This is a genomic window from Sphingomicrobium marinum (assembly GCF_026157105.1).
Lineage (GTDB): Bacteria > Pseudomonadota > Alphaproteobacteria > Sphingomonadales > Sphingomonadaceae > Sphingomicrobium > Sphingomicrobium marinum.
This window is the reverse complement of record NZ_JANPVQ010000001.1, coordinates 885,185-908,448: the sequence shown is the minus strand read 5'-3', so window position 1 is coordinate 908,448 and position 23,264 is coordinate 885,185. Positions and strand designations below refer to the sequence as shown.

At 61.8% G+C, this 23,264-nt stretch carries 26 protein-coding genes, 1 tRNA gene and 1 pseudogene; 8 read left to right on the top strand and 20 right to left on the bottom strand.

From position 1 onward, the window contains the following. Position 1: 1 nt before the first annotated feature. The 3 genes from NUX07_RS04675 to NUX07_RS04665 are packed head-to-tail and all read right to left on the bottom strand — an operon-like array spanning position 2 to position 1,890. On the bottom strand, positions 2-904 hold the full coding sequence (locus tag NUX07_RS04675; RefSeq protein ID WP_265529210.1) for a polyprenyl synthetase family protein: 903 nt from the start codon (positions 902-904) through the stop codon (positions 2-4). Next, on the bottom strand, positions 901-1,146 hold the full coding sequence (locus NUX07_RS04670; RefSeq protein WP_265529208.1) for an exodeoxyribonuclease VII small subunit: 246 nt from the start codon (positions 1,144-1,146) through the stop codon (positions 901-903). Before NUX07_RS04670 ends, NUX07_RS04675 begins: the two co-directional genes overlap by 4 nt. Before the next feature lie 39 nt (positions 1,147-1,185). Further along, on the bottom strand, positions 1,186-1,890 hold the full coding sequence (locus tag NUX07_RS04665; protein WP_265529206.1) for a DUF1013 domain-containing protein: 705 nt from the start codon (positions 1,888-1,890) through the stop codon (positions 1,186-1,188). Positions 1,891-2,056: 166 nt separating this feature from the next. Here NUX07_RS04665 and NUX07_RS04660 point away from each other — a divergent pair, with 166 nt between their 5' ends. Next, a complete protein-coding gene (locus NUX07_RS04660; protein ID WP_265529205.1) occupies positions 2,057-2,296 on the top strand; it encodes a hypothetical protein in 240 nt (79 codons plus the stop codon). Here the strand turns inward: NUX07_RS04660 and NUX07_RS04655 are convergent. Beyond that, positions 2,293-3,273 (bottom strand): NAD(P)H-quinone oxidoreductase, encoded by a 981-nt coding sequence (locus NUX07_RS04655; protein WP_265529203.1) that lies wholly within the window; start codon positions 3,271-3,273, stop codon positions 2,293-2,295. The two genes, NUX07_RS04660 and NUX07_RS04655, sit on opposite strands and share 4 nt — an antisense overlap. A 249-nt stretch (positions 3,274-3,522) precedes the next feature. Further along, on the bottom strand, positions 3,523-3,765 hold the full coding sequence (locus NUX07_RS04650; RefSeq protein WP_265529201.1) for a S1 domain-containing protein: 243 nt from the start codon (positions 3,763-3,765) through the stop codon (positions 3,523-3,525). 458 nt (positions 3,766-4,223) lie between these two features. Between NUX07_RS04650 and NUX07_RS04645 the strand changes: the two genes are divergently transcribed. From NUX07_RS04645 to NUX07_RS04630, 4 genes are all read left to right on the top strand, one after another. Continuing rightward, complete coding sequence (locus tag NUX07_RS04645; protein ID WP_265529200.1) at positions 4,224-4,418, top strand: DUF1192 domain-containing protein; 195 nt, start codon at positions 4,224-4,226, stop codon at positions 4,416-4,418. A gap of 74 nt (positions 4,419-4,492) precedes the next feature. Further along, positions 4,493-6,904, top strand: coding sequence for an ATP-dependent Clp protease ATP-binding subunit ClpA (clpA, locus tag NUX07_RS04640; protein WP_265529198.1), 2,412 nt, complete (start codon positions 4,493-4,495; stop codon positions 6,902-6,904). 78 nt (positions 6,905-6,982) lie between these two features. Continuing rightward, the gene (locus NUX07_RS04635; protein ID WP_265529197.1) at positions 6,983-8,650 is read left to right on the top strand and encodes a M28 family peptidase; all 1,668 of its coding nucleotides are present in this window, start codon (positions 6,983-6,985) and stop codon (positions 8,648-8,650) included. After that, entirely contained in the window at positions 8,650-9,270 is a 621-nt protein-coding gene (locus tag NUX07_RS04630) for a glutathione S-transferase family protein (RefSeq protein WP_265529196.1), read from the top strand. Before NUX07_RS04635 ends, NUX07_RS04630 begins: the two co-directional genes overlap by 1 nt. 5 nt (positions 9,271-9,275) lie before the next feature. On the opposite strand, the gene NUX07_RS04625 is transcribed toward NUX07_RS04630, so the two are convergent. After that, the gene (locus NUX07_RS04625) at positions 9,276-9,428 is read right to left on the bottom strand and encodes a hypothetical protein (protein WP_265529194.1); all 153 of its coding nucleotides are present in this window, start codon (positions 9,426-9,428) and stop codon (positions 9,276-9,278) included. A 92-nt stretch (positions 9,429-9,520) separates the two neighbouring features. Further along, complete coding sequence (locus tag NUX07_RS04620; protein ID WP_265529192.1) at positions 9,521-10,279, bottom strand: Bax inhibitor-1/YccA family protein; 759 nt, start codon at positions 10,277-10,279, stop codon at positions 9,521-9,523. A gap of 214 nt (positions 10,280-10,493) precedes the next feature. Between NUX07_RS04620 and uvrA the strand changes: the two genes are divergently transcribed. Then, a complete protein-coding gene (gene uvrA, locus NUX07_RS04615) occupies positions 10,494-13,421 on the top strand; it encodes an excinuclease ABC subunit UvrA (protein WP_265529190.1) in 2,928 nt (975 codons plus the stop codon). Here the strand turns inward: uvrA and NUX07_RS04610 are convergent. The 6 genes and pseudogenes from NUX07_RS04610 to NUX07_RS04585 form a co-directional block, all read right to left on the bottom strand. Continuing rightward, on the bottom strand, positions 13,418-13,978 hold the full coding sequence (locus tag NUX07_RS04610; RefSeq protein WP_265529188.1) for a superoxide dismutase family protein: 561 nt from the start codon (positions 13,976-13,978) through the stop codon (positions 13,418-13,420). The genes uvrA and NUX07_RS04610 overlap by 4 nt on opposite strands. Positions 13,979-14,027: 49 nt before the next feature. After that, the gene (locus NUX07_RS04605; RefSeq protein WP_265529187.1) at positions 14,028-14,531 is read right to left on the bottom strand and encodes an OmpA family protein; all 504 of its coding nucleotides are present in this window, start codon (positions 14,529-14,531) and stop codon (positions 14,028-14,030) included. A 123-nt stretch (positions 14,532-14,654) separates the two neighbouring features. Next, entirely contained in the window at positions 14,655-15,494 is an 840-nt protein-coding gene (locus NUX07_RS04600) for an outer membrane protein (RefSeq protein WP_265529185.1), read from the bottom strand. 153 nt (positions 15,495-15,647) lie between these two features. After that, positions 15,648-16,052, bottom strand: coding sequence for a DUF2793 domain-containing protein (locus tag NUX07_RS04595; protein WP_407696142.1), 405 nt, complete (start codon positions 16,050-16,052; stop codon positions 15,648-15,650). Between the two features lie 58 nt (positions 16,053-16,110). Beyond that, positions 16,111-16,302: pseudogene (locus tag NUX07_RS04590) on the bottom strand (terminase large subunit domain-containing protein); the annotation flags it as partial. A gap of 179 nt (positions 16,303-16,481) precedes the next feature. Beyond that, positions 16,482-16,988 carry a hypothetical protein gene (locus tag NUX07_RS04585; protein ID WP_265529181.1) on the bottom strand — a complete coding sequence of 169 codons (507 nt, stop codon included), beginning with the start codon at positions 16,986-16,988 and terminating at the stop codon, positions 16,482-16,484. 243 nt (positions 16,989-17,231) lie between these two features. On the opposite strand from NUX07_RS04585, the gene NUX07_RS04580 reads away from it, so the two are divergent. Further along, positions 17,232-17,492: an entericidin EcnAB gene (locus tag NUX07_RS04580; RefSeq protein ID WP_265529179.1), complete on the top strand. Its 261-nt coding sequence runs from the start codon at positions 17,232-17,234 to the stop codon at positions 17,490-17,492. Positions 17,493-17,549: 57 nt separating this feature from the next. On the opposite strand, the gene NUX07_RS04575 is transcribed toward NUX07_RS04580, so the two are convergent. The 7 genes from NUX07_RS04575 to NUX07_RS04545 all read right to left on the bottom strand — a co-directional run bounded on the left by NUX07_RS04575 (position 17,550) and on the right by NUX07_RS04545 (position 22,380). Further along, positions 17,550-18,131 (bottom strand): hypothetical protein, encoded by a 582-nt coding sequence (locus NUX07_RS04575; protein ID WP_265529177.1) that lies wholly within the window; start codon positions 18,129-18,131, stop codon positions 17,550-17,552. A gap of 72 nt (positions 18,132-18,203) precedes the next feature. Further along, a complete protein-coding gene (locus NUX07_RS04570; protein WP_265529176.1) occupies positions 18,204-19,748 on the bottom strand; it encodes a PAS domain-containing protein in 1,545 nt (514 codons plus the stop codon). 57 nt (positions 19,749-19,805) lie between these two features. Beyond that, positions 19,806-20,423: a GTP cyclohydrolase I FolE gene (folE, locus tag NUX07_RS04565; protein ID WP_265529175.1), complete on the bottom strand. Its 618-nt coding sequence runs from the start codon at positions 20,421-20,423 to the stop codon at positions 19,806-19,808. 29 nt (positions 20,424-20,452) lie between these two features. Continuing rightward, positions 20,453-20,529 (bottom strand) — tRNA-Arg (locus NUX07_RS04560). A gap of 35 nt (positions 20,530-20,564) precedes the next feature. Continuing rightward, a complete protein-coding gene (locus NUX07_RS04555) occupies positions 20,565-21,389 on the bottom strand; it encodes a carbon-nitrogen hydrolase family protein (RefSeq protein ID WP_265529173.1) in 825 nt (274 codons plus the stop codon). Next, on the bottom strand, positions 21,389-21,649 hold the full coding sequence (gene grxC / locus NUX07_RS04550) for a glutaredoxin 3 (RefSeq protein WP_265529172.1): 261 nt from the start codon (positions 21,647-21,649) through the stop codon (positions 21,389-21,391). The genes NUX07_RS04555 and grxC overlap by 1 nt, the downstream gene beginning before the upstream one ends. 2 nt (positions 21,650-21,651) lie before the next feature. Next, entirely contained in the window at positions 21,652-22,380 is a 729-nt protein-coding gene (locus NUX07_RS04545) for a ComF family protein (protein WP_265529171.1), read from the bottom strand. A gap of 7 nt (positions 22,381-22,387) precedes the next feature. On the opposite strand from NUX07_RS04545, the gene NUX07_RS04540 reads away from it, so the two are divergent. Beyond that, positions 22,388-23,221: a methyltransferase domain-containing protein gene (locus NUX07_RS04540; RefSeq protein ID WP_265529170.1), complete on the top strand. Its 834-nt coding sequence runs from the start codon at positions 22,388-22,390 to the stop codon at positions 23,219-23,221. The last annotated feature ends 43 nt before the right edge of the window (positions 23,222-23,264 follow it).

Sequence of the window (23,264 nt, the reverse complement as noted above, 5' to 3'; positions counted from 1 at the left end):
ATTAGCGGTCCCTTTCTACGGCATAGCGGGCGATAGCGCGCAGAAGGTCGGCTTCTTCGCCATGCTTGTCCAGATGTTCAATGGCCTGATCGACCAACATGCGCGCCTGTTCACGCGCCTTGTCCTCGCCCATCAGCGAAACGAAGGTGGCCTTGCCCGCATCGGCGTCCTTCTGGAGCCGCTTGCCCGCCTTGTCCTCGTCGCCCGAATGATCGAGCAAATCGTCGGCGATCTGGAAGGCGAGCCCGACATTACGCGCGTAGCCGTGATACGGCGTGCGCTGGTCGGGGCGGATCTGGCCGAGGATGCACGCGGCTTCGACCGACACTTCGATCATCGCCCCCGTTTTAAGCTGCTGGAGCCGGGTGATGGCGCCGAGATCGAGCGCGTCTTTCTCGGCCCCCGCGACGAGGTCCATCATCTGCCCGCCTGCCATGCCATTTGGGCCCGACGCCTTGGCCAGCGCCAGGCAAAGTTCGGCGCGCACATGGTCGCTATCGTGGGTCTTGGGATTGGCCGCGAGTTCGAACGCCAGCGCGTACAGGCTGTCCCCTGCCAATACAGCGGTGCATTCATCGAACGCCTTGTGCACAGTCGGCTTGCCGCGGCGAAGATCGTCATCGTCCATGCAGGGAAGATCGTCATGGATCAGCGAATAGACGTGGATCGCCTCGATCGCGGTGCCGGCGCGAATGGCCCTAGCGTCGGGAACATTGAATAAGCGCGCGGCTGCCACCGTGAGCAGGGGGCGCATGCGCTTGCCACCACCGATGGCGGCGTGGCGCATCGCTTCATAGAGTGTGTCGCGGCGATCGCCGGGCACTTCGAGGATGCCCTTGAATAGCGCATCGACGCTGTTGCCGACACGGTCGGCCTCTGTTCCAAGAAGAGGCGGCAGGCTCACTTACCGGCGTCGAACGGCTCGGTGCCCGCAGGCTGCCCGTTGCCGTCCAGCGTGATCTTCTCGATCCGTTCGCGCGCCGAGGTCAGCCGCGCCTCGCAATGCTTCTTGAGCGCTTCGGCGCGCTGGTAGAGCGCAATCGACTTGTCGAGCGTTTCGTCGCCGGCTTCCAGGGTGCGCACGATCGTTTCGAGTTCCGCCAGCGCGGCCTCGAATTCCATTTCTTCGACAGGCGTATCAGACATTGCTGCGACCATGGCGGCTCATGCTCCCCCGGGCAAGCTTCACTCGCTCTTGGCGAACGGATCCTTGATGCCCGGCACAATCTCGGGACGATTGTCCTCGGGCTCGGCTTCGGCGGCGAGCGCTTCGTCGGCGGCCTTGGCGGCGTCCTCGCGCTCCTTGCGCAGCTCGTCGATCAGCGCTTCGCGATCGGAATCGAGCGTGGTGTCGACGGCGACATTTTCCTTGCCCGCCTTCTTGGCCGCCTTGGCGACCGCAGCGTCGAGTTCGCGCTGGCTGGTCAGGCCGAGCGTCACCGGATCCTTGGGCTGGATGTTCGCCATGTTCCAGTGCGTCCGCTCCTTGATCGCGCCGATGGTGGTGCGAGTCGTGCCGATCAGCTTGCCGATCTGCGCGTCGGATAGTTCAGGATGGTTTTTCAGCAGCCATGCAATGCCGTCGGGCTTATCCTGGCGCTTGGACACGGGCGTATACCGCGGGCCCTTGGTGCGGGTCACCGAGTCGGGTGCCTTCTGCATCACGAGGACATAGTCTTCATCGGCCTGGCCGCGCTCGATTTCCTCGTGCGTGAGTTCACCCGAGCGGACCGGATCGCGGCCGGTCAGCTTGGTCGAGGCGGTATCATCGGCGATCGCCTGGACCTCGAGGATGTGCAGGCCGCAGAACTCGGCAATCTGCGTGAAGGAAAGCGACGTATTGTCGACCAGCCATGCGGCGGTCGCGTGGGGCATCAGGGGCGTGGCCATGATGGATCTCCGTTAGACATAGAAAGGGCCGCCCCTTTCCGGAGCGGCCACGTTGCCATGAGAGATACGCCTTTGGCCGGGTAAGCGCAAGGGATGGCAGGGAAATAACCGCATTGGACGTTCTTTCGCACGACGCGGAGAGGGTGCGTGCCTATCAGACTGGACGATGATCGTTTCCAGGTTTTTCGATGCTCTCAAGGCGACACGTTCCCCGCACCTCGCGCTGCTGCGCGGCGCGGCGCGACCAAGCGGACTGGAAGGCGACGCCTACGAGGTAACCGGGCCGCGCCATGAATGGCTCGGCTTCGTATGGCAGAGCGACGATGGTTGGCGTGCGGGTCGGGCCATCTGCAAGGATGGCGCGCCGTTTGCGACGCGCACTGGTGCCGCACGCTCGCTGCGTTAGCCGACTTTCAACACGATCTTGCCGACATGTTCGCCCGCTTCCATGCGGGCATGTGCCTTGGCTGCGTCTTCAAGCGCGAACACTTCGTCCATGACCGGTCGCAGGCGACCGCCTTCGACGAACGGCCAGACATGCGCCTTCAGTTCGTCGGCCACCATCGTCTTGAACGCGGGCGAGCGAGCGCGCAGCGTCGAGCCTGTGAGGATGAGACGGCGGAGCATTGCGTCCATTATGGATATTTCTGCCTTGGCGCCGCGCTGGAAGGCGATCGACACGTGGCGGCCTTCATCGGCAAGGCAGGCAAGGTTGCGCGGCACATAGTCGCCGCCAACCATGTCGAGCACGACTTGCACGCCCCTGCCCTCGCTATGATCCTTGACGACATCGACGAAGTCTTCGGTGTTGTAATTGATCGCCAGCGCCGCCCCTTCCTCCTCGGCGCGCTTGCATTTCGCATCGCTGCCGCAGGTAACGATGACGGTCAGGCCGAACAATCGGCCCAGCTTGATGGCCATCGTGCCGATGCCGCTGGTCCCGCCATGGACGAGCACCGTATCGCCATCGGCCGCAAAGCCGCGCTCGAACAGGTTGGTCCAGACGGTGAAGAGCGTTTCGGGCATCGCCGCCGCTTCTTCCATGGACAGGCCTTCGGGGACCGCGATGCAGCTACCGATCGGAGCGGCGCAATATTCGGCATAGCCGCCGCCGGTGACCAGCGCGCACACCTTGCGGCCAACCAAGTTGTGGGGTCCCTCGACCACTTCGCCCGCGACCTCGAGCCCCGGGAGGTCGCTTGCGCCAGGCGGCGGCGGATAGGCACCGAGCCGCTGGAGGATGTCGGGTCGGTTTACCCCCGCCGCCTCCACCCTGATCAGCACCTCACCTTCGCGCGGGACTGGGCGCGCGCGCTCTTCGAGGACCAGCTGCTCGGGCCCTCCGGCTTGGCGGATGGCGATGCAGCGCATTTGATCGGGCATGTACTCTCCAACAACGAACGGATGTTTGTTGTCGGTGCTTGTCGCAGCGCGAAGCCGTCTTGCCAACGGGGTTGCAGGCAGACGCAATCAGCGCCGCCGGCAGAACGCACCGAGCATGATCGCCACCAGCCCGATCAGGCTGATGAAGGCGGCCGAGACCGCTCCTGAAGCAAAATCACCCATGATAAACGGGGACGCCGCCGTCCCGGGCTAACCCCGAAAGGCGCAAGGGGCGGCGGCATTCCGGCGTCAGTAGACGGTGGAACGGTGATTGCCGCGACACATCAATGCCACCGGCACGATGTGATCGGCATGCTTGTTCCCCTGCGTATCCATATCTTCCGCGAAAAAAACGCGTTCCCCACTATGGGCGGCCTTCAGACCGCTCGTGATGAACTCTTCAGCTGAGATATAGATGTCAGGCGAACCGTCATCCGGACGGATCACCCCACACGCAGACTTACGATCAAGTTCGACAATAGTGCCGTACATGACATCCTCCTGTGCTTCGTACGGGGGGTGAGTCCCGCGGGACTTTGATTAACACAAATCAATATATTTGTAAATTGACATCGACGGTCTGTGGCGTGTTTTCGAGCCTGCAAAGCGGCGCCATCGCTGTTTCTTTTCGGCACAAGATAGTCGGGAAGGTCGCGATGGCATCGGCCTTCGTCTACATGGCAAGATGCCGCCCGCTCCGAGGGGCGGTAGGGGCGTGGTCCGCCTCCTGCGTCAACAAGCAGGAATGCGCACACAAGGGCCGCGCCTCTTTACCAACTTTGTTGAGTCGGCGTCCGTAATTGGACGCATATGGATCGAGCTCGCCACCCTGCGCACACACGAAGGGTGGCGGGCGCGGTTCCGTTGTAGTGGGCGGGGCCGCGCCCTTATCCACAGGTTTTGCGAGTCGGCGCGTTGACAGGTGCGCGGTCCTTTCAGACGCTGCCCAAATGGATGAAGAAGACGATTTCAAGCCCGGCGACCCGATCGTGCAAATCGGCAAGGAAGACCTCGATCCGCTGTCGGTCCATGAGCTCGACAAGCGCATTGCGCTGTTGAAGGCCGAGATCACCCGGACCGAGGCGCACAAGGCCGGCAAGTCGAGCCATCTTTCCGCCGCCGACGCGCTCTTCAAGAAGAGCTGAGGGCTACATGCGATCGGCACCCTTGATGAAAACGCCGCGCATCCCGACATTGGTCGTGTAAGGAGACAGATTTCATGCCTAGTTTTGCCCGCGAACTCGAACAGACGCTGCACAATGCGCTGGGCGAGGCGAGCAAGCGTCGCCACGAATATGCGACGCTCGAACATCTTCTCATCGCGCTGATCGACGATGAGCACGCCGCGCAGGTCATGGATGCCTGCGGCGTGGACCGCACCGAATTGCGCGGTACCGTCAAGCAATATCTCGACGGCGAACTCGGGGCGTTGGTGAGCGACAGCGCCACCGACCCCAATCCGACGAGCGGCTTCCAGCGGGTGGTGCAACGCGCCATCCTGCACGTGCAAAGCTCGGGCCGCGAAGAAGTGACCGGCGCGAACCTGCTGGTTGCATTGTTCAGCGAGCGCGAAAGCTATGCCGTCTATTTCCTGCAGCAGCAGGACATGAGCCGCCTCGATGCGGTGACCTTCATCTCGCATGGTGTCGGAAAAGGCAGCGACAGCATTGCGTCCAGCCCGCCCGAGGGCGCGGGCGAACCCGATGAAAAGACCGAGACGACCGCCAAGGGCGACAAGAAAGAGAGCGCGCTCGATCAGTTCACGGTCAACCTCAACAAGAAGGCCGAGGACGGCAAGATCGATCCGCTGATCGGCCGCGGTCCCGAAGTCGACCGTACGGTCCAGATCCTGTGCCGCCGTTCCAAGAACAACCCGCTTTACGTGGGCGATCCGGGTGTCGGTAAGACCGCCATCGCCGAAGGCCTGGCGCGCAAGATCATCGAAGGCGACGTACCCGAAGTGCTCAAGGAAGCGGTGATCTATGCGCTCGACATGGGCGCGTTGCTGGCGGGCACGCGCTATCGCGGCGATTTCGAGGAACGGCTGAAGCAAGTTGTGAACGAGTTGGAAAAGCTCCCCCACGCGGTTCTCTTCATTGATGAAATCCACACCGTCATCGGCGCCGGTGCGACCAGCGGCGGCGCGATGGATGCGTCGAACCTGCTGAAGCCCGCGCTTTCCTCGGGCTCGATCCGCTGCATCGGCTCGACCACCTACAAGGAATTCCGCAACCATTTCGAAAAGGATCGCGCGCTGCTACGCCGTTTCCAGAAGATTGACGTCAACGAGCCGACGGTCGAGGAAACGGTGCAGATCCTGATGGGCCTGCGCTCATATTTCGAAGAGCATCACGACGTGAAATACCTCCCCGATGCCATCAAGGCCGCGGTGGAGCTGTCGGATCGCTACATCCATGACCGCAAGCTGCCCGACAAGGCAATCGACGTGATCGACGAAGTCGGGGCGATGCAGATGCTCAAGCCCCCCTCCAAGCGGCGCAAGCAGATGGATGTCGCGGAAATCGAGGCCGTGGTCGCGACGATGGCCCGCATTCCGCCCAAATCGGTATCGAGCGACGACAAGCGCGTGCTTGAAACGCTCGAGCAGGACCTCAAGCGCGTCGTGTTCGGCCAGGACCTGGCAATCGAGAAGCTTTCGGCAGCGATCAAGCTGTCGCGTGCGGGCTTGCGCGAGCCCAACAAGCCGATCGGCAACTACCTCTTCTCGGGGCCCACGGGTGTCGGCAAGACCGAAGTGGCACGCCAGCTCGCTTCGATCCTTGGCATTCCGCTCCAGCGTTTCGACATGAGCGAATATATGGAGCGCCACAGCGTGTCGCGCCTTATCGGTGCGCCTCCGGGTTATGTCGGTTACGACCAGGGCGGCCTGCTGACCGACGCGGTCGACCAGCAACCGCATAGCGTGATCCTGCTCGACGAAATCGAGAAGGCGCACCCCGACCTGTTCAATATCCTGCTGCAGGTGATGGATAACGGAAAGCTGACAGACCATCACGGCAAGACGGTCGATTTCCGCAACGTGGTGCTGATCATGACGACCAATGCCGGCGCTGCCGACATGGCACGTGAGAGCATCGGGTTCGGCAATATCACGCGCGAAGATGCGCAGGATGATGCGGTGAAGAAGATGTTCACGCCCGAATTCCGCAACCGCCTCGATGCGGTGGTGCCCTTCGGCTACCTGCCGCCCGCGGTCGTGCGCCGCGTGGTCGAGAAGTTCTTCCTCGAACTCGAACTGCAGCTCGCCGATCGCGACGTGCATATCGAGCTCGACGAGGAGGCCAAGGACTGGCTGGTCGAGAAGGGCTATGACAAGCTCTACGGTGCCCGCCCGATGGCGCGCCTCATCCAGGAGAAAATCAAGCAGCCGCTGGCCGAAGAGCTATTGTTCGGCAAGCTGGCCGACGGCGGCGAGGTCATGGTGCATGTGAAGGATGGCAAGCCCGACTTCGAAATCATTCCGGCCGCGCCGAAGAACGGCAGAAGGAAAAAGGCTGCTCCAAAGCAGGCACCCGAAGCCAAGAAGGCAGAGGGCAAGCCCGCCAAGAAGCCCGCCGCCAAGAAGAAGGCGCCAGCCAAGAAGAAAGCGGACAGCAAGGACAAGGGCTAAGCCCCTCTCCTTTCGCGGTTTCACAAAGTCGGCGCGGCCATTATGGTCGCGCCAATTTTGTTTTTCCGGAGACCGCTCATGAACCGCCTGTTTGCTGCCGCCAGCCTGATCGCCCTGTCGGCCACCCCTGCTTTCGCCCACGATCCCGAATTCGATGCGGACATGATCGACATGCATGTGCGCACCACTTCGGCCGACGTCTATGAAGGGCGCGCGCCCGATACGCGCGGGGAAGCGATGACGGTCGGCTACATCTCGGGCGCGCTGGCTGCGGCGGGCGTCCAGCCGGGCGGCGAGGTCAATGAAACGGGCTTGCGCAGCTGGACGCAGGCCGTGCCGCTGCAAAAATCGACGCTGGTCGACGATCCCGCCGCCTCGGTGACGATGGCGGACGGCGACGTGATGCAGCTGACGCAGGGCGAGAATATCGCCATCCGTGCCCCGCAGAACGGTGCAGCGCAGGTCAATCTCGACGATGCCGAGATCGTGTTCGCCGGCTACGGCGTGACCGCGCCCGAGCGCGATTGGGACGATTTCAAGGACATGGATGTCGCCGGCAAGATCATCGTTGTCCTTGTCAACGACCCCGATTTCGAAGGCGGCGAAGGCGACTTCGGCGGCAGGGAAATGACCTATTACGGCCGCTGGACCTACAAATACGAGGAAGCCGCGCGCCGCGGTGCGGCAGGTGTTCTCGTCATCCACGAAACCGAACCCGCCTCCTACGGGTGGGCGACCGTACGCAACTCCAATAACCAGACCTTCGACATCGTTCGGGCCAATCCGGGCGAAGCGCATAGCGGTTTGCAAGGCTGGATGCACCGCGACCTTGCGGTCCAGCTCTTCGCCGATAGCGGGATCGACTTCGAAGACGCCAAGGCGATGGCGCGCACCAAAGCCTTCCAGCCAATGACGCTTAAAGCCACGATGGACGTCGCGATTCTCGCCGAGCTCGAGCAGGTCGAAGCCCAGAATGTGCTCGGTATCCTGCCCGGGACAACGCGCGCGGATGAATATGTCGTCTACACCGCGCACCACGATCATATAGGCGTCGGCGATCCGGACGAGAATGGCGACACCATCTTCAACGGGGCGCTCGACAATGCGACTGGCGTCGCGCACGTCATCGAACAGGCGCGGGCCTTTGCCGAGATGGGGGCGCAGGAACGCTCTATCGTGTTCCTGTTCGTCGGCGCCGAAGAGCGCGGCCTGCTCGGTACCAAATATTACGTCAACAATCCGCTCTATGCGCTGGAAAAGACGGCGGGCGTGCTCAATACCGACAGCCTTGGCGTGTTCGGACCGGCGAGCGACTTTTCGATCAGCGGATCGGCGCGGCTCGAACTGCTCGATATCCTGATCGAAGAGGCCGAGGATTTCGGTCTGACCTTTGCCCCCGATCCGCGCCCCGAAGCGGGTAGCTTCTTCCGGTCGGATCACTTCCCCTTCGCGCAGGCCGGCGTACCTGCAGTCAGCTTCCGCTCGGGCCAGCAACTCACCGAAGGCGGGGCCGATCGCGCCGCCGAGCTTGCCGCCGACTATATCGCCAATCGCTACCACCAGCCGGACGACGAATGGTCGCCCGAATGGAACCTCGATGGCATCGTCGCCAACGCCAAGTTGCTGCACCAGGTCGGCACACGGCTCGCCAATGGCGGCGAGTGGCCGCAATGGGCAGAGGGCAGCGAATTCGGTGCCATTCGCGCCAAAAGCGATTTTGCCCGACAGGAAGAAAGCGACGACTGATGGCCCTCACCTTCTACACCAACCCGATGAGCCGCGGGCAGATCGCGCGCTGGGCGTTGCATGAAGCAGGCGTCGATTACGATCAGAAGATCGTGCAGTACGGCGAGGAAATGAAGTCGGAACCCTACATCTCGATCAATCCGATGGGCAAGGTCCCGGCGATCGACCACGGTGGCACGATCGTCACCGAGTGCGCCGCGATCTGCCATTACCTGGCGGAGATGTTCAAGCCGGACCTGTTACCGACCGACGGCGAAAAGGCCGCCTATTTTCGCTGGTTGTTCTATGCCGCCGGCCCTGTGGAGGCCGCGGTGACCAACAAGTCGATGGGGTTCGAAGTGACCGAGCCCGACAAGCGGGGTACGCTCGGGTACGGCGACTACGATCTCGTGATGGATGTGCTGGAGCAGCATTTCGCTGCGAATGACTATGTCGTCGGCGACCGGTTCACGATGGCCGACGTATATCTGGGCAGCCACATCAGCTGGGGCATGCAATTTGGGACGATGCCCGAACGCGGTAGCTTCAAGGCCTATGCCGAACGGCTGACCGCGCGCGATGCCTGGAAAGAGGCCAAGGCGATCGATGTCGATCTCATCGCCCAAGCGCAGGCCAAGTAACCAGCCTAGAACAACGGAAGGGTGTGAGCGGGCGTTGCCTTGTCGGCGCCCCTTGACGCCGTGCCGCGCGATTGCGCTACCTTGGGCGCGCTTTCGCGTGTCTGCAGCGTCGGCTGTTGGGGAATGGCAAGCAGGCTCAGGGCAGTCAGGCTAATCATCGGCTTCGTCCTTTCAGACCTGCGCTTTGCGCCAAAACAAATGGCCCGACGCTGAACGCCGGGCCATTCGTCTGTTCATATTGGCGTATCGCCTATTCGCGGCTGCCCATGAAGCGCAGCAGGAACAGGAACATGTTGATGAACGCCATGTAGAGGTGCAGCGCCCCGTAGATGGTGGTCTTGGCCATCATCTCGGCATTGCCGCGCACCTGGAAGTAGATGCTCTTCACTTCCTGCGTCTTGTAGGCCGTAAAGGCCGCGAAGATCAGCAGGCCGATCGCGCTCATCGCCAGGTCGGCCGTGGCCGACTTGAAGACGAGGACGTTGAGCAGCATCGCGGCAAACAGGCCCCAGATGCCCATGATCAGGAAGGTGCCCCAACCCGACAGGTCCTTCTTGGTGGTGTAGCCCCAGAAGCTGAGACCCCCGAAGGCGATTGCCGTCGTGAAGAAGGTCTGCGCGATCGAGACCGGTGTGAACGTCATGAAGATCGTACTGATCGATGCGCCGACCAAGGCGGCGTAAATCCAGTAGGTCGCCCGCGCGGTCTGCACCGACATCTTGAAGATGCGGAACTGCAGCCACATCACCAGCGCGAACGGACCGAACATCATCGCCCAAGCGAGCATCGTCGGCGCGCCGGTTGCCGGATCGTAGAGCAGGCCGACAAAGCCCGCCTGCGCGGCCAGCAGCGACACGATGCCCGTCAGCAAGATGCCCGAGGCCATATAGTTGTAGACGCCGAGCATATACTTGCGCAGGCCCTCGTCGCGCTTGGCGCGCGGAACACTGGCGCTCGTCGCGGGGTCGAAGCCCTGCGTCGTCGTACGCTCGTCAAACTGATTAGCCATGTTCTCTCCTTCGGCCGTAATCGACCGGTTATGCCCTGTGTTGTGCAGCAATATCGGCATATTTGGCTCCGGTTTCAAGCTAAACAGGCTTTTCACCACGCCCGACCTTGGGCTGCCTTGATCATACGGCGCTGAACCACCACCTATGCGACACGTTCATCCGACACGCGCCGACCTTGCGCGCCAAGAACATTTGTGGAACAAAAGGGCGGCAATGCTGACCAATATCTCGGTGCGCGGGGCGCGCGAACATAATCTCAAGGGCGTGGACATCGATATTCCGCGCGAAAGCCTGACGGTCATCACCGGCCTGTCGGGCTCGGGCAAGTCGAGCCTTGCTTTCGATACGATCTATGCCGAGGGGCAGCGTCGCTACGTGGAATCGCTGAGCGCTTATGCGCGCCAGTTCCTCGAGATGATGCAGAAGCCCGATGTCGAACATATCGACGGCCTGTCTCCCGCCATCTCGATCGAACAGAAGACGACGAGCAAGAATCCGCGCTCGACCGTCGCGACCGTGACCGAGATCTACGACTATATGCGCCTTCTGTGGGCGCGCGTCGGCGTGCCCTACTCCCCTGCGACGGGCGAGCCGATCCAGGCGCAGCAGGTGAGCCAGATGGTCGATCGTGCCATGCAACTGCCACCAAAGTCCCGTCATCTACTGCTCGCGCCCGTCGTGCGCGGGCGCAAGGGCGAGTACAAGAAAGAGATTGCGGAGTGGCAGAAGCAGGGGTTCACCCGCATCCGTATCGATGGTGAAGTATATCCGATCGATGAGGCGCCTGCGCTCGACAAGAAGTACAAGCACGACATCGAGATCGTCGTTGATCGTATCGTCATCAAGGAGGGCATCGAGGCCCGCCTCGCCGATAGTTTAGAAACCGCGCTGAAGCTTGCAGACGGGCTTGCCTTTCTCGACCCTGCCGATCCGAGCGAGGAGCAGGTCGAAGCCAAAGGCGGAATGAAGCTCGATCACGCGACGCCCGGACGGCTTGTGTTTTCCGAACGCTTCGCCTGTCCCGTCTCCGGCTTTACCATCAGCGAAATCGAGCCGCGCCTGTTCTCGTTCAACGCGCCGCAAGGGGCGTGCCCCTCGTGTGACGGCCTCGGCGAGATGATGGAATTCGACGAGGATCTCGTGGTCCCCAATCACGGCCTGTCGCTCAAGAAGGGTGCCGTCGTGCCCTGGGCCAAAAGCCAGCCGCCCTCACCCTATTACATGCAGGTGCTCGGCAGCCTGGCGCGTGCTTATGGATTTTCGTTGGAAACGCCTTGGGCGGACCTGCCCGAGGAAGCGAAAGAGGTCATCCTTTACGGCACCAAGGGTAAACCGGTGGTGCTGCGCTTCATCGACGGCAAGAAGAGCTACGAGGTCAAAAAGCCGTTCGAAGGCGTGATCGGCAACCTGGAACGCCGCATGCGCACCACCGAAAGCGCGTGGATGCGCGAGGAGCTTTCGAAATATCAGGCTGCGCACCCCTGCGACGCCTGCCATGGCGCCCGGCTTCGGCCCGAAGCGCTCGCGGTGAAGATTGCCGGCGAGGATATCAGCCTTTCGGCGCGCCGTTCGGTGGCTGATGCGGTCGAATGGTTCTCGACGGTCGAGGACAAGCTGACCGACCAGCAAAGGGCGATTGCCAAGGCCATCCTGAAGGAAATCAACGAGCGCCTCGGCTTTCTCCACAATGTCGGCCTCGACTATCTCAACCTCGACCGCCGATCGGGCACGCTGTCCGGCGGCGAAAGCCAGCGCATCCGGCTTGCCAGCCAGATCGGCAGCGGCTTGTCCGGCGTACTCTACGTCCTCGACGAGCCTTCGATCGGCCTTCACCAGAAAGACAATGACCGGTTGCTCGAGACGCTCAAGCGACTGCGCGAGCTCGGCAACACGGTGCTTGTCGTCGAACATGACGAAGACGCCATCCGCACCGCCGATCATGTCATCGACATGGGGCCGGGTGCAGGCGTCAAGGGCGGTGAAGTCGTCTGCGCCGGCACGCTAGACGAGATCCTGCAATGCGAGGACAGCCTGACTGCCGACTATCTTGCCGGCCGCCGCCAGATCGCGGTTCCCGAAAAGCGCCGCAAGGGCTCAGGCAAGAAGCTGACGCTCAAGGGCGCAAAGGCCAATAACCTGCAGGACGTGAGCGCCTCGATACCGCTCGGCACCTTCACTTGTGTGACCGGCGTGTCGGGATCGGGCAAGTCGAGCTTCACGATCGATACGCTCTACGCCGCGGCCGCCCGCGCGCTTAATGGTGCGCGCATCCTGTCGGGCAAATATGACCGCATCGACGGGCTCGAGCATCTCGACAAGGTCATCGATATCGATCAGTCCCCAATCGGTCGCACGCCGCGTTCGAACCCCGCCACCTATACGGGCGCCTTCACGCAAATCCGCGACTGGTTCGCCGGACTGCCCGAAAGCCAGGCGCGTGGCTACAAGCCGGGACGTTTCAGCTTCAACGTGAAGGGCGGCCGCTGCGAAGCGTGCAAGGGCGATGGCCTCCTCAAGATTGAAATGCACTTCCTGCCGGACGTCTACGTCACGTGCGACGTCTGCCACGGGCAACGCTACAATCGCGAGACGTTAGAGGTGAAGTTCAAGGGCAAGTCGATTGCCGACGTCCTCGACATGACAGTCGACGACGCCGCCAGCTTCTTCAAGGCGGTGCCCTCGATCCGCGACAAGATGGAAATGCTCCAGCGCGTCGGCCTCGGCTACATCAAGGTTGGCCAGCAGGCGACCACGCTGTCGGGCGGTGAAGCCCAGCGCATCAAACTGGCCAAAGAGCTATCCAAACGCGCCACAGGCAGAACGCTATATATCCTCGACGAGCCAACCACGGGTTTGCACTTCGAGGACGTGCGCAAGTTGCTCGAAGTGCTCCACACGCTGGTCGAGCAAGGCAACACCGTGGTTGTCATCGAGCATAATCTCGACGTCATCAAGACGGCCGACCATATTCTCGATCTCGGGCCGGGCGGCGGCGCCAATGGCGGCACTGTCGTCGCCCAGGGGACTCCCGAACAGGTCGCTGCCAACAAGAACAGCTATACCGGAAGTTATCTCAAGCCGATGCTCGGGAAAAAGCCTGCAACGGCTACCGCGAAGCAGGGCGAGAAAACTCCCGCCTAGGCAGCTTCGGCAAGGACTGCACAGGCTACTCGCCCGCCGGCATCGCCGGTTGGGTCGGTAGCGTAGTCATCGGCCCCTTCATGAATAACCAGCGCGGTGCCGTCGCTGTCGCTCATCGCGGGCTCGACACCTTCAAACGACACGCCGGCGACCATATAGGTCGCCGTGCCGGTCCCGTCTTCGCCGACATTCATATTGGCAAGATCGCCAAGGTGCGCGCCGTCGGGATTGTCGCGGCCATGTTCCTTGCCCATCGGGTTCCAGTGTCCACCCGCTGTGCTGAAGTCAGGAGCTTCGCACGTCCCCGTCGTATGGAGATGTACGGCATGAACGCCGGGCGCCAACCCGTTGACCGATATGCGAAGCTGCATACCCGAGGGTTCTTCCAGATAGGCGACCGTGCCGACCTGTTCGCCAGTAGGGGACATCAAGGTAACCTCACCCTCGGCCGCCGGGGAGCCATTTTCGTCGATGCTGATATTCTGGTCGTTGTCGTCTGCGTTGTAACAGGCGGCAAGCAGCAAAGACGCGGCAAGCATGGAAAAGCGGGGCTTCATTTCGGTCTCCTAGTATCCTCGAATGCTAACGGTAGATTGGATACTTGGTTCAATCCGAAGCGCGCGAAAAGAGTATTTCGACGCGCCGGTTTTGTGCCTCCCTCACGCCATCCAACGTGCCGATCAAGAGTGCCGCTTCGCCCTCCGCCTCGATGGTGATGACGTCGGCCGGAACACCGCGTGCGATGAGTGCATCGCGTACGGCTTGGGCGCGCCGCTGTGAGATCCGGCGGTTCACCGCGGCCGGACCCGAACGGTCGCTATGGCCGGTGAGCGTGATGGCGAGCCCATCCGAATATGAAGAGGCGGCGTCGTCTACGATCATGGCGCCATCTACGTCGACCCCCATCTCCCCCCAGGGAAAGAAGACAATGTAGGGCCCGGGCACGGTCTCGGTTTCGGCGCAGGATCCGTCCTTGGTAGGGATGCGGCCGTCAGCGCAAGCCATCGTCTGGCTTATGGTCGCTTGATCTTGCGCGATCACCGCGGACGGCACGACAAGCGCGCTCGACAAAAACGCGGCGGCGCAAGCGAACTTCACCAAATTACTCATGAGCGAACTGTATCGACGACCATGTCTCCCGCGCAAGCGCAAAGAAAAAGGGACCGGTCCGAAGACCGATCCCTCTTTCTTGGTGGCCGCTAAGCTGTTGCCAGCTTTGCTGCCCCGCTTGGCTTAGCCACGCTCCGGTTCGGGCGGCGGCGGCGGCGGCGGGGGCGGCGGCGGCGGCGGCGGGCAAGCCTCGGTCGCCAGGATCACCGAACCGTCCGGGCACGTCTGCGTCGCCGGGGGCGGCGGAGGCGGCGGCGGCGGCGGCGGCGGCGGCGGCGGAGGCGGCGGAGCCGCGAAGTTGTAGATCAGGCTGCCGAGAAGGCTATGCGTACGCATGCCATCCGAAACGACCGTCGCAGGACCAACCGAGCTGACATACGAATATTCGAAGTCGTCGGTGTTGAAGAAGCGATACTTGATGCCGACATCGAGGTTCGGGCTGACCGCCTTGCGCACCTGCGCAAGAACCTGCCAGGCAAAACCGCCATCATCTTCTTCGAAAACGTCCTGCTGGGTCAGCGCTACGTCGTGGTCGATACGGGCAAAGCCCAGACCGCCACCAACCGAAGCGTTCCAACCATCATCCTCGCCAAAGTCCAGAAGGACGTTGACCATGGCCGACAGCATGTTGGCGTCGCCATTGGCAGGAAGGATCGTACGCGAAGTCACAGTCGCGGGCACGTCGAGTGCGGCCTGCGAAATGTCGGCCTGCTTGTAGCCAAGCTCGACTTCGCCGCGGACCGCGCCAAAGTCATAACCCGCAACAAGGTCAAAGTCCGAACCGATGTCGTAGTCGAGAAGAATTGCATTCTCCAAGACCGGACCGATATCGAGGTCGAGGTTGTTGTCCTCGACGATCATCACGCCACCATCGACACCAACATACCACGTATTGTCGCGAGCGACAGCGGGCGTGGCGAGGATGGTCGTAGCGAGTGCCGCCGAAATGGCCAGCTTCCGCATAATAAAGTCCCCTTTCACTTACGTTCTAACTGAACTGCCAAACACAGTACGGGGCCGAAAGGTCCGACGCAAGCGAGAATAGGGGAGAATAGTGACCAAAAAGCCTCATTTAATGGGGTTAACCACGTTAAGTTTCTGATACGACTGTGGCTTTTATTGTGCACCTGCGATTAGGCCGTGCGCGCGCAGAGTGCCAAGAATTGCCGAAATCGCTGTTCTTGCCTCGGAATCGGGGGTAGTTCCGCCTGTGGGCGCGACAATGTCAGGTTGTTGCGCTCCAACGACTTTTACGCCGGAAACTAGGATTTCTTGCACGTTTTGGCTGCCTTCGATCCAATTCGTGCCATCGAAGCGCCATTCGATCCCGGTTTGCGCGATTTGCGCGGCCATGCCAGTGAAGGCCGCGACGAAACGCCATCCATTCTCACCGAGGATCGCAAGCGCATTGTCGCGGCCTGCAAAATCGCCCGTCGCACCGACCCCCACGATGACGATGTCCCCGATTACCGCGGCAGGATCCGGACTGGTGACCGGAACTGAGGCAAGCACGGGCTGCACCAGCGCCGAAAATCATGAGCGCCCTCGTCCCGCTCGGCCACGTCAACAGGCCGGTCGAAGGCTCCCATTTCAGCCGCACCTGCCGCAGCGCCGCCACCGCGATTAGGCCGCTGCGACCCTCCACCATGACGCTACGCGCTTCCGCCAGTGTCGCCGCCACCAGTGCGATCCGGGTGCGCCTTTTGGGCATCGCCAATCGATGCACCCATTCGGCGCCTGCCCGCGTCTTTCCGTAACCGCGCCCGGCCATCATCAGCCACGTGCGCCATCCTTTCCCCGGCGGCGGCAATTGCCCCGGATGCGCCCAAGCCTCGAACCAGGCATCGAACTTCAGTAATTCCCTCGCACCAATCCTTCTAAGGATCGCTGCAAGCCGATCGGGCGGCGCGCTGGCAAGTGCCTGCATGCGCCGCTGCGACAGTTGCCGATTCATGCGTCGGCATCGTCCGATTTCATGCGCGCTGCCATGCGCTCCAGCTTCATAAGGATGCGCTCTCGCGCTTCCTCCACCTCGTGCGGGTCCGGCTCTTCGCTTTCGACCTCGCGTACCGTGTCGCGATGCATCTTGAGCAAGCTCATCGCCAGCGCATTGGGGTACTCGCGCACCACGCTGGTCTTGCCATCCTTGTATGTCGTGACCTTTTCGGTGCCCACCAACGCCCGCTCCAGCAGCGCCAGCTCCAGCTTTGCGTATCCGTGCGCCAGCGCCTCCACCCAGCGCTGCCGGAACGCCGCATCCGCGCGGCGCCGCTTGTAACAGCTGCCAGTGCTGATCCCGGCCGCGTCGCATGAATGGGTCACATTGCATGTTTCGGCCAGCGTCTCGAAGAAGGTCTCCGCCTGCTCCTTGCTGATCGCCGACTTACGTCGTGTCTTGCGCGGCTTTTCCCCACTCTCCAGCGTCAGCGGCACGATGTTGTCCCGTCGATCGCCCACCTCGCCTTCTCCCCGACAACAGACACAAAAAAAGCCCCGTTGCCGGAGCCTCGAACTGAACCACCGCGGCGATTCGCACTTCTCGATGGTTTCAATATGTACCGATAGAGCGTGACAATGTCAAGGATTTTTTGCCTGTTTGGTTACTTCCTCTGTGGTCGCATGTGTTCCTTGGGTTTCTTTAAGCTGGAACATCGGGGAGTTTTCGCACGTTGATCGACAATTCCATTGGGAGACCAACAAATGAAAATCATTATCGCTACGACCGCCGCGTTGGCCTTCACGCTGGGCGCCTGCGGCGAACCGGAAAACACCACGCCGGCCCCTTCCGTTCAGGAGGACGGTGAAATCGTTGAAGAGCAGACGATCGACGAGACCCAGCCGCCTGTCGCTGCTGACGAAGACGGTGCGACCATCTCTATCAACGACGACGGCGTCGGCGTCGAAGGCCGCGCCGAAGTGGCAGACGGCGTCACGGTCGACGTCGATACAAACGGCAACTAGGTCAAATTCGACACGAAAAACTGAGGCGTCCGCAGAAATGCGGGCGCCTCTGGTTTTTTACCGCGCACCACGGACGCGGCGCCGGCGTCCAAACGATGGCTCTGCGGCCATCGGCAGATCACCTGAAAAGCTGTTCATGCCCAACGCCGACCGTTTGATCATCGCGTCCAACGCGGGCGCATGGCCTGCCGCCCACTCTACGATGTCGTCGTAGAGCAGCACCTCCAAATCGGGCACCCGACGCATCTGCACGCCATAGCAATCGATCAGCCCCATCTTGGCGCGATGCACGCGCATATCCTGGAATGGCAGGAACATGTCGGGCTGCCCGTAGTGGATAAAGCCGTAGACGCTCAGCAGCAGCCCGTCTTCGTAGACGCTAACCCATACCGGCGGGAGGTGATTGGCCTTAAGGTCACCCGAATAGACGCCCCAGCGCCTGCCCGGTTCGCCTACGCGCACCGCGCCCGATGCTTTCTTGGCGATCGCATCGCCGTGCACCCGGCGCGGATAGGCAGACGAAAACTGGCGCCAGTTCGCCCCGCTATTATGCATGATCCGATAGGCAACGCCGAAGAAGAAGGCCAACGCCAACCCCGTCACCATCATTGATCCTATCGTGTCGATCAGTCCACCCACACCAGGCCCTTTCTTGCGCGTCCCACCAATAGGGACACAGCGTAAGGATCGGGTTAACCGCCGATGACGTCTCTATGCCTTGATAGCGTCGGCTTGCACCCGCAATGTCGCGACAAGCCCTTCGGGCTTCCATTCCCGCTCAACCGACCCGCGTAACTGCCGCTCGATGCTCAGCCCAAGGAGATCGGTACCGAACCCCCCTTCATGCGGTACGTCGTCAAGCTGCGGCCCACCGGATTCGCGCCACTCCATGACCAAGGCGTCGCCGTCATCCTCGATCTTGAGCGACACGCGCCCTTCCGGCAGCGACAGCGCGCCATATTTGACGGCGTTGGTCGCCAGTTCGTGGAATGCGAGCGCCAGCGGCGTCACCGCCGATTCCCGAATGACGATCTCGGCGCCTGCGACTTCCACGCGCGGCACCCCGTCTTCTGCGTACGGCGCGAAAAGATCGTCCAGCATGTCTTTCAGCGTAATTTCCGATGCGGGTTCGTCGGCGACCGGTCGCACATAATTATGAGCTCGTCCAAGGGCCGCGATGCGATCGCTGATCTCGGCAGCGATACCCTTGATCTCCGGATTGTCGCGGCTCGCAAAGCTTACCAGGCCGGACACGACGCTGAAGATATTCTTGATGCGGTGGCTCAGTTCCTGGCTCAGCAGGCGCTGGCTCTCCATCAGGAGGCTCGTCTCGTGAATATCCGTATTGCTGCCAAACCACCGCACGATGTTGCCATTGTCGTCTCGCACCGGGAGGCCGCGGGCAAGCGTCCAGCGATACTCGCCATCGGCAGTGCGCAGCCGATATTCGACTTCGTATGGCTCCCCGGTCGTCACCGCCGCCTTCCACACTTCGCTGGCACGCTGGCGGTCGTCCTCGTGTACCAATTCCAGCCAATTGGCGCTGAAATACTCACCTTTTTCGATACCGGTGAAGTCATACCAGCGCTGATTGAAATAATCAGGGATACCATCGGCATCGGTCGACCAGGCCATTTGCGGCAGGGCATCGGCAAGGTTGTCGAACTGACGCTGGGTTTGGTCTAGCAAGCGTTCGGATTCGATTTCGCCTGCAGTCTTCTCGATCTCGCGCCGGCGCGCCGTCAGGCGCCGCATGACCGCATCGGCCAGCACTTTGAGCCCGTCGCGCTGCAGCTCGGACAGGCCATTTCGCGCTTCTCGATCAATGATGCAAAGACTACCCAGCGGCGCGCCTTCCTCCGATACCAAAGGTGCACCGGCATAAAAGCGGATATAGGGCTCGCCAGTAACCAGTGGATTGTCGCGATAATCCGGGTGTGTGCTGGCATCGTCCACGATATAAATATCGTCATCGACCATCGCGTACTGGCAAAAGCTCACCGATCGCGGGGTCGACGTCGACGCCAGGCCCTGACGCGACAAGAATTTCTGCGTGTCCGTATCGACGAGCGTCACGAGCGCGATAGGCGCGTCGCACAACTTGGCCGCAAATGCCCGCAGCGCGTTGAGTTCAGGATCATCCTCCAGACTGGGGATATCATATCGCTCTAGAACAGCTACGCGCGCGCTATCATTCTCATCGCCGCAAAAATCGTGGCGAAGCAATGGCTTCCATTCGGATAAAGACGCATCCATAACTATGTCCCGCTACGGTGTATTGGCCGTAAAAGAAAGCCCGACCGACATTCGGGCTTAATATCCCATCAGCGCCAAAACTTCTTCGCGGCTGCGATGATCCTCGCGAAAGCACCCCATCATGCGACTGGTGGTCATCATCACGCCAGGCGTATTGACTCCGCGCGCGGTCATGCATGCGTGGCTGGCTTCGATCACCACCGCCACACCCTTGGGGTCAAGGTGCTCCCAAATGCAGTCTGCGACCTGCGCAGTAAGCCGCTCCTGCACTTGCAACCGCCGCGCGAAACCGTGCAGCACCCGCGCCAGCTTGGAAATCCCCACGACCTTGTCGCCTGGTAGATAGGCGATGGCCGCCTTGCCGATGATCGGTGCCATGTGGTGCTCGCAGTGCGACTGGAAGGGAATATCTTTCAACAGCACGATCTCGTCATAGCCGCCCACCTCCTCGAAGGTGCGCGACAAATGGGCTGCAGGATCCTCGTTATAGCCTTTGGCGTATTCAGCCCATGCCCGCGCCACCCGCTTGGGCGTGTCCAGCAAGCCTTCACGCTCCGGATCATCGCCCGCCCAGCGGATCAAGGTGCGGATCGCATCCTGCACCTCGCTTGGCACATCGATCTTCGCAGGTGCGCTCACAAGATCGCCGGCGGCCGGTGTCTGCTCATCAGCCATGCAAAGAACCCCTTGGAATCGTTATTAAATGGTGGCCACGGCAGGACTCGAACCTGCGACCTGCGGTTTAGGAAACCGTCGCTCTATCCAACTGAGCTACGCAGCCATGAAGGGCGCAAATAGGTGGTTTTTAGGCCATGTTCAATCGCTTGGCGCGACGATGTCGCGTCGATGCGACAATGCGGGCACCCGCGACCGAACCTCTTCGATACGCGCCAGATCGATGTCGACGAAGCCAACACCCTTCGCCTTCTCCATGTCGAGCAGCACTTCTCCCCACGGGTCGACGGCCAGGCTATGCCCATAAGTCGCCCGCCCATCGGCATGTTCGCCGACCTGCGCTGCAGCGACGATGAACAAGCCCGCCTCGATCGCGCGCGCCCTCAACAAGGTGTGCCAATGCGCTTGGCCCGTCGGGACGGTGAAGGCGGCGGGAACCGCGATGACATCGGCACCCGCTTCGGCAAGATGCGCAAACAGCGAGGGAAAGCGCAGATCGTAGCAAATGGTAAGACCCAGCGTCCCGACCGGCGTACCTTCGACCAGCACAGGTCCCTCGCCGCCTTTGTAGACGGCGCTCTCCCGCCAGCTTTCCCCCGTCGGTAGATCGACGTCGAACAGATGCATTTTGTCATAGCGTCCCCGCACGGTCCCCGTGCGATCGATCACGAAGGCGCGGTTGGCCCAGCGACCATCACCGCGATCGAGTGCCAATGACCCAAGATGCACCCAGATGCCGCGCCGCGCCGCTGCCTCGCACACCTCCGCCAGCACCGTGTCCTCTTGCTCGGTCCGGATGTTCGATGCCGCCCGCGCTCGGTCACCATCGAGCATCCCCGACATTTCCGGGGTGAAAAGCATGGCGGCACCGTGCTCGGCCGCCTCGTCGATCGCTGCGACCAGGTCGCGTGCGTTCTCGGCCGGGTCGATCCCGCTCGTCGCCTGGAAGAGCGCGACCTTAGGCATCAGGCGCGGGCCAACAGCGTGTCGAGTTTGCCTTCACGCTCGAGCGCCATCAGCTCGTCACAGCCACCGACATGTTTGTTGCCGATGAAGATTTGGGGAACGGTCGTGCGCCCTCCTGCCCGCTCGACCATCTCGTCCTTCTTGGGTCCGCCGCCATCGACGCCATATTCGGTGAACTCGATCTCCTTGCGCTTGAGCAACTCTTTTGCTCGCACGCAAAACCCGCAGAACATCTTCGTGTAGATTTCAACTTGTGCCATGCTTACTCCACATACCGTGGCCGCGATACGCGCGCCCACACAATTGCTTCAATTTTTCCCGGTTTCGCCTTGCGCAAGGCCTTCACACAGGCCTCGATTGTCGAACCGGTCGTATAGACATCGTCAACGAGGATAACGGTGCGATCGTTCAATGATGCGCCATCCTCGACGGAAAAAGCACCGCTGACCGTTCGCGCACGTTGCTTACGATTAAGTCCGCCAAGCGCCGGCGTACGCTTGCGCCTGAATAGGTGATCGGGTGACCAATCGATGTGCGACAGGCGCGAAATCTCTCGTGCCAGCAGCCCCGCCTGGTTGAAGCCGCGCCGCCACAGGCGCCAACGATGTAGCGGGACCGGCAACAGGATCGGGCGTTCACCCCGATCATAATCACGAAGCTGACGACGCATCGACAGGGCCATCGTCTTGGCCAACGCCACCTGCCGCCCATGCTTGAGCCGGAGCGCCAGATCGCGCGAGACGTCATCGTACAGCGTGGCAGCACGCAGCCGGTCGAAGCGCGGCGGCGCGGCTACGCACGCACCGCACTCGGCATCCTCGGGCCCCTCCAGGGGGATGCCGCAACGCTCGCAGACCCCGGCGACCAGCCAATCGACCTGCCCCCAGCATTCGCTGCAAAAGCGTCCCACCTCCTCGACGATCGAGCCGCAGCCCGCGCACCGCGGCGGCAGTGCGAAATCGAGCAAGATACGTGTTGGGGCCAATTGCATTGCCCCCTTGTCGCCCGATGCCGCCTGTTTCACAAGCCGCCACGACATGCCGGGCCTGTTCGATTCTTCCCTACGCGCCATGCGCCGCGACCGCGCGTATCGCGTCGGCCCCGAAACTTTTCTCCACGACCGCGCTTTCGCCGACATCATGGATCGGCTCGATCTCGTCGACCGGCAGTTCGACCGCGTGCTTCTTTCAGGTGTCCTCAACCCCGAATGGAGAGCGCGCCTCGCCAACCGTGCTGCCCATGTCGAGACAATCGATCCCTCACCGATGCTGGAAAAGGCCAGTTCGGGCGAGGTCGCGAGCGAAGATACGCTGGATGTCGAACCCGGCTCCTTCGATCTGGTCGTTTCGCTCGGTACGCTCGATACGATCGAAGCCCTTCCCGAAGCGCTCGCCCGCTTGCGCTTCGCCTTGCGCGAAGGTGGCCTGCTTATCGGCGCCATGTCTGGCGGCGACAGCCTGCCGCTTCTGCGCGCCTGCATGGCGCAGGCCGATGCGGCTACCGGACACGGCGCGCCGCATGTCCACCCGCGCATCGATCCTGCGTCGCTTACCCAGCTGCTGACGAATGCGGGGCTTGCAATGCCGGTCGTCGATGTCGACGCGGTCACCGTGCGCTATTCCTCTTTCGAGCGACTGATTGGCGACCTGCGCGCCATGGGGGCCACCAACATCCTCTCGGAACGCCCACGCAAACCGCTTCACCGCGCCGCCCTTGCCGCGGCAAAGGCCCATTTCGCCAAACAGGCCGCCTCGGACGGCAAAAGCGAAGAACGGTTCGATATCCTGCACTTCATGGGGTGGGCCCCGCCCTTAGCGCAAAACGGGAATTAACCTTCCGCTTTGAGGGCGTTGTTAACCTTTGATACTGTAAAAG